The organism is uncultured Mailhella sp. (assembly GCF_905187505.1).
GTDB lineage: Bacteria > Desulfobacterota > Desulfovibrionia > Desulfovibrionales > Desulfovibrionaceae > Mailhella.
This window is the reverse complement of the sequence record NZ_CAJJIC010000151.1, coordinates 1-5,165: the sequence shown is the minus strand read 5'-3', so window position 1 is coordinate 5,165 and position 5,165 is coordinate 1. Positions and strand designations below refer to the sequence as shown.

Here is a 5,165-nt window from a genome sequence, read left to right as displayed (position 1 = left end):
CCGGCAACAACCGTTACCGTTGCTTACTTTCGGACCTGGCGGGGTTGGCGGCGTGACCGCCGTCCGGTTCCCTGACGTGTTGAGTGAAGAACACTATAGCCGGAGCGTCGAGCGCTGTCAACCTGTCTGCCGTCAGGCGGGGCGTGCCTTTCCGTTGCCGCAGGCGGCCGCTGCGCATCGACGCGCGGCCAAGCGCTTCCGGGGGCGGGGGATGCGTCGACGGCGGCGCAACCGTCCGTCTTGCGCATCGATCTTCACCGTCGGTCACGGGTCGCGCGGAAGACGCGGGCTGAGGGCTCAATCCGGCCTTCGGGAAGGAGCGGAGCGGGGAAGGCGCAGCGGACAGCGGGCCGACGACGGGCGGGAGAATGCAAAAATTTGCCGGAATGAAAAAAAATGCTTGCCAAGCACGGCGCTTTGCCCTATAAGAACAGCTGTGCCCAGGTGGTGGAATTGGTAGACACACTATCTTGAGGTGGTAGCGCCGAATGGCGTGGGAGTTCGAGTCTCCCCCTGGGCACCAGTATGAGAACAAAAGCCGTAATCCGAACAGGGTTACGGCTTTTTTCGTGTCTGCACGCCGAAGGAAGAGAGCGCGGGGGCGGGGAAGGCGTGCTTTGAAAGACGTTGCTCATCATCTCTTCTTCTTCTTCTTCTTCTTTTCCCTTTTCGGGGTACCGGGTTCATCCGGGGGCTTCTGAGCGGAGGCGACGGGGAAGGCGTGCGACATGACGCCGTGCCGTCGTTGCGTCTCTGTCGGGGACGGAGCGGAAGGCAGGCTTCACCGGGCATGAACGGCGGCGTCTGCGCGGCCCTGCGGCGGCGTGCGGAGAAAAGCCGTCTGAAGGCGGGGAAGGGGGCGTGCTCCCGGGACGGAACGAGGAGAAGCGAGGCGATTAAAGAAGAACTCCGCTTTCTGCCGGCATGGGAAGAAAGCGGAGGAAAGGGGGCGGACGCCGTTGCGCCGACGGAACGCCGCGTGGCGGAAGGAGGGGGAAACGTGCCCCCGCTTTTCCGTGCCTATCCGCCGAGGTAGGCGGCGCGGACCTTGGGGTCTCGGAGCAGGTCCTTGCCGGGACCTTCGAGGACGACGGAGCCGACTTCGAGAATATAGGCGTAGTCGGCGATGGAGAGGGCGGCGTAGGCGTTCTGCTCCACGAGCAGGACGGTTTTGCCGTCTTCGTTGATGCGTCGGATGATGTCGAAGATTTCGCGCACGAGGATGGGGGCGAGGCCGAGGGACGGTTCGTCGAGCATGATGAGATCGGGGCGGCTCATGAGGGCGCGGCCCACGGCGAGCATCTGCTGTTCGCCGCCGGAAAGGGTGCCGCCCTTCTGCCAGCTTCGTTCACGCAGGCGGGGGAAGAGGTTGTAGACGAGTTCCATGTCGCGGGCGATGCCGTCTTCGTCCTTGCGGCACCAGGCGCCGAGGGTGAGGTTTTCGGCCACGGTGAGGTGAGGCAGGATGCGGCGGCCTTCGGGACTGAGGGCGATGCCGTTGCGCACCATGTTTTCGGCGGGCAGGCCTATGAGGTTCATGGGCTTGTCGCCTTCGTGCCTGGTGAGAAGTATTTCTCCGCTTGCGCCCTTGACGAGGCCGGCTATGGACCGGATGATGCTGCTTTTGCCCGCGCCGTTGGCACCGATGAGCGTGACCACGCTGCCTCTGGGTATGGAGAGGGACACGCCCTTGACGGCATGGATGCCGCCGTAATGCACATGAAGGTCTTTAATCTGCAACATTGTTTACGTCCTCGCCGAGGTAGGCTTCGATAACGCGCGGATTGGAGCGGATGGATTCTGCGTCGCCTTCGGCGATGAGCTTGCCGTATTCCAGCACCCATATGTGTTCGCACACGCCCATGACCACCTTCATGTCGTGCTCGATGAGCAGGATGGTGAGATGGAATTCGTCGCGTATCTGTCGGATGAACTTCATGAGTTCCAGGCTTTCCTGGGGATTCATGCCTGCGGCGGGTTCGTCGAGCAGCAGGAATTTGGGTTCCGTGGCCAGGGCGCGGGCGATTTCCAGGCGGCGCTGAGCGCCGTAGGGCAGGGCGGAGGCGACTTCGTCGGCGTGGGCGGAGAGGCCCACGCGACGCAGCAGTTCAAGGGACTTTTCGCGTATGTCGCGCTCTTCGCGCCGTGTGCCCGGCAGACCGAGCACCGCACCCCACCAGTGTCCGCTGCGGCGCACGTGACGGCCGATCATGACGTTTTCCAGCGCGGTTTCGTTGTAGAACAGGCGGATGTTCTGAAAGGTTCTGGCCATGCCGAGGGCGCATATGCGGTGCGGCGCCATGCCGGTGATCCTGCGGCCCGCGAAGACCACGTCGCCCTCGGTGGGGCGGTAGAAGCCGGTGATGACGTTGAAGGCCGTGGTCTTGCCCGCGCCGTTGGGACCGATGAGCCCCACGATGCTGCCTTCGGGGATGTCCATGGAAAGTTCGCTCACGGCGGTGACGCCGCCGAAGCGCATGGTGACGTTTCTTACTTCAATGATGTTTTTCCGGCTCATGCCTTACGCTCCTTCTTGCAGCCGAGGCGGGAGAAAAAGGCGGCCAGGCTGTCCCAGGTGATCTCTCTCATACCCATGATGCCTTCGCGGCGGTAGAGGATGATGATGAGCAGGCACACGGAGAAGACCACCATGCGCATGCCGGGGATGCCGGGTATTTCCACGAAGCCGAGATTGATGGGTTCTTCGACCACGCGGAGCCATTCGAGCAGCACGGTGATGATGACGCTGCCGATGATGGAACCGGTGATGGAGCCGAGACCGCCCGCCACCACGATCATGAGGATGTTGTAGGTGAGAAGGAAGGTGAACATCTTGGGGTCGATGGTGGTGAGGAGGTTGCCGAGCAGGGCTCCGCCCACGCCGGCGAGGAAGGCGCCGAGGCAGAAGGAAAAGAGCTTGGCGTGGAACACGTTGATGCCCATGACCTGGGCGGCGATTTCATCGTCGCGCACGGCCTTGAGCACGTTGCCGAAGTTGCTTGAGAGCAGCCGCACGGTGCAGAAGACGACGATGAGCAGCCATGTGAAGCTGGTGAAGAGGTCCGTATGGCCGGGAATGCCCTTGATGCCGAGCGAGCCGTTGGTGATGGGCGTGGCGTTGACGATGAGCACGCGGATGATTTCCGAAAAGCCCAGGGTGGCTATGCCGAGGTAGTCGCCGCCGAGCCTGAGCACGGGAATGCCGATGACGAGGGCGAACAGCGTGGCCACGAGACCGCCGAGAATGACGGAGAACCAGAAGGGCGTGTGCAGGGCGGCGAGGGAGGGAAGGATCTCGTCGATGATCCACATCATTTCCTTCTGATCGGTGGTGAGCACGCACAGGGCGGAGACGTAGGCGCCTATGGCCATGAATCCGGCGTGCCCGAGGGAGAACATTCCGGTGAAGCCGTAGATGATGTTGAGGGAAATGGCGAGGATGCCGTACACGGCCACGAGGTTCAGGATCTGGACTTCATAGCCGTTGAGGGGGGAGGGCAGGAAGGAGAGGCCGGTGTCTTCGGCCATGCTGCCGTCGGCCCACCAGAGGAAGAGAAAGAGCAGGGCTATGGCAAGAACGGTAAGGGTGTTGTTGCGGGCTCTGGAGGAAGCTTTTGCTGCGGTCATCAGATCTTCTCCTTCTGTTTTTCACCGAACAGGCCGGTGGGCTTCACCAGAAGGACGACGACCAGCAGAACGAAGGCGAAGGCGTCGCGGTAGCCGGACAGTTCCGGGAAGAAGGCGACGGCCATGATTTCGATGAAGCCGAGCATGAGGCCGCCTATGACGGCGCCCTGAATGGAGCCGATGCCGCCGAACACGGCGGCGATGAAGGCCTTGAAGCCGGGGAACACGCCCATGTAGGGGTTGATCTGCGGATAGCGCAGGGCCCACATGATGCCGGAAGCGGCGGCGAGCGCGGATCCTATGGCGAAGGTGAGGGCTATGATCTTGTCCACGGACACGCCGAGCATGCGCGTGGTTTCGATGTCTTTGGAAATGGCCTGCATGGCGAGGCCGGGCTTGGTGTGGTAGACCACGTAGAGGAGGGCGGCCACGAGAATGGCCGTCACGCCCGGCACGAGGAGGGTGAGGGGCATGAGGCGCGCGCCGCCTATGGTGATGATGCTCACGAGCCATTCCGGCTGATGCACGGGACGGGGGAGACCGGTGAAGACCACCACGGCGAGGCTTTCAAGGAAGAAGGAAACGGCGATGGCGCTGATGAGCGCGGAAATGCGGGGAGCGTCGCGCAGGGGGCGATAGGCGATCTTGTCCATGAGCACGCCGAGTCCGGCGGAACCCAGGATGGACACCACCACGGCCACGGGCCAGGGCAGGCAGAAGAGCGTCGTGCCGTAGAAGACGAAGTAGGCGCCGAGCATGAGGATGTCGCCGTGGGCGAAGTTGATGAGACGCAGGATGCCGTACACCATGGTGTAGCCGATGGCAATGAGGCCGTAGAGCGAGCCCAGCGTCAGCGCGTTGAAAAAGTGTTGGAGGAATAATTCCAGACTCATGAGGGAACCCTTTCCGGCCGCGACGCCGCAAAAGGCGGCGAAGCTCCATGGAAATGCTCCTGTCCGGCCATGGGCGGAACGGGGCGTTGTGAATGTGGCGGGGGGACGGGGAAAGGCGCGGAGCGCCGGAAAAGGCCGGAGGGGGAGACCTCCGGCCTTATTTGTCGGAGAGCCTTATTCGGCGATGGCTTCGCCTATGTAGGAGCGCTTGCCGTCCTTGTACTGGATGATGCCGACGGGCAGTTCGGCGTCATGGGTGGCGTTGATGGACAGCGTGCCGAGAGGCGTGGCGAAGTTCTTGGTTTCGGCGAGGGCCTTGGTGATGGCTTCGGGATCGTCGGAACCGGCGCGGGTGATGGCGTCGATGATGAGGTTGTAGCAGACGTAGCCGAGGGCGGAGTTCACGTTGGGGTCCTTGTCGGGATAGGCGGCCTTCCAGGCGTCGGTGAAGGCCTTGGCGGCGGGGCTCATGTTGGGCATGTTCACGTCATAGGGGAAGGTGGTGTGGAGGAAGCCTTCCACGGCCTTGCCGCCGATCTTGACGGTGTCGGGGTTGTCCATGGCGTCGGCGCCCATCATGACGAAGGTGCCGCCGAGTTCGCGGGCCTGCTTCATGATGATGGCGCCTTCGGCGAAGTAGGCGGG

At 62.8% G+C, this 5,165-nt stretch carries 5 protein-coding genes and 1 tRNA gene; 1 reads left to right on the top strand and 5 read right to left on the bottom strand.

The features are described from left to right. The first annotated feature begins 438 nt into the window (after window positions 1-438). Window positions 439-523, top strand: a tRNA-Leu gene (locus QZZ60_RS10460). Between the two features lie 497 nt (window positions 524-1,020). On the opposite strand, the gene QZZ60_RS10455 is transcribed toward QZZ60_RS10460, so the two are convergent. The 5 genes from QZZ60_RS10455 to QZZ60_RS10435 form a co-directional block, all read right to left on the bottom strand. Continuing rightward, entirely contained in the window at window positions 1,021-1,743 is a 723-nt protein-coding gene (locus QZZ60_RS10455; protein ID WP_295641193.1) for an ABC transporter ATP-binding protein, read from the bottom strand. After that, window positions 1,730-2,518 carry an ABC transporter ATP-binding protein gene (locus QZZ60_RS10450; RefSeq protein WP_295641191.1) on the bottom strand — a complete coding sequence of 263 codons (789 nt, stop codon included), beginning with the start codon at window positions 2,516-2,518 and terminating at the stop codon, window positions 1,730-1,732. The genes QZZ60_RS10455 and QZZ60_RS10450 overlap by 14 nt, the downstream gene beginning before the upstream one ends. Then, a complete protein-coding gene (locus QZZ60_RS10445; protein ID WP_295641189.1) occupies window positions 2,515-3,627 on the bottom strand; it encodes a branched-chain amino acid ABC transporter permease in 1,113 nt (370 codons plus the stop codon). Before QZZ60_RS10445 ends, QZZ60_RS10450 begins: the two co-directional genes overlap by 4 nt. Next, the gene (locus QZZ60_RS10440) at window positions 3,627-4,520 is read right to left on the bottom strand and encodes a branched-chain amino acid ABC transporter permease (protein WP_295641187.1); all 894 of its coding nucleotides are present in this window, start codon (window positions 4,518-4,520) and stop codon (window positions 3,627-3,629) included. Before QZZ60_RS10440 ends, QZZ60_RS10445 begins: the two co-directional genes overlap by 1 nt. A 174-nt stretch (window positions 4,521-4,694) precedes the next feature. Then, on the bottom strand, window positions 4,695-5,165 hold a 471-nt coding region (locus tag QZZ60_RS10435), incomplete at its 5' end, for an ABC transporter substrate-binding protein (RefSeq protein WP_295641185.1).

Bases quoted from the DNA above. Each gene is read 5' to 3' on its own strand.
- QZZ60_RS10455 (WP_295641193.1), bottom strand. From the start codon at position 1,743: ATGTTGCAGATTAAAGACCTTCATGTGCATTACGGCGGCATCCATGCC.
- QZZ60_RS10450 (WP_295641191.1), bottom strand. From the start codon at position 2,518: ATGAGCCGGAAAAACATCATTGAAGTAAGAAACGTCACCATGCGCTTC.
- QZZ60_RS10445 (WP_295641189.1), bottom strand. From the start codon at position 3,627: ATGACCGCAGCAAAAGCTTCCTCCAGAGCCCGCAACAACACCCTTACC.
- QZZ60_RS10440 (WP_295641187.1), bottom strand. From the start codon at position 4,520: ATGAGTCTGGAATTATTCCTCCAACACTTTTTCAACGCGCTGACGCTG.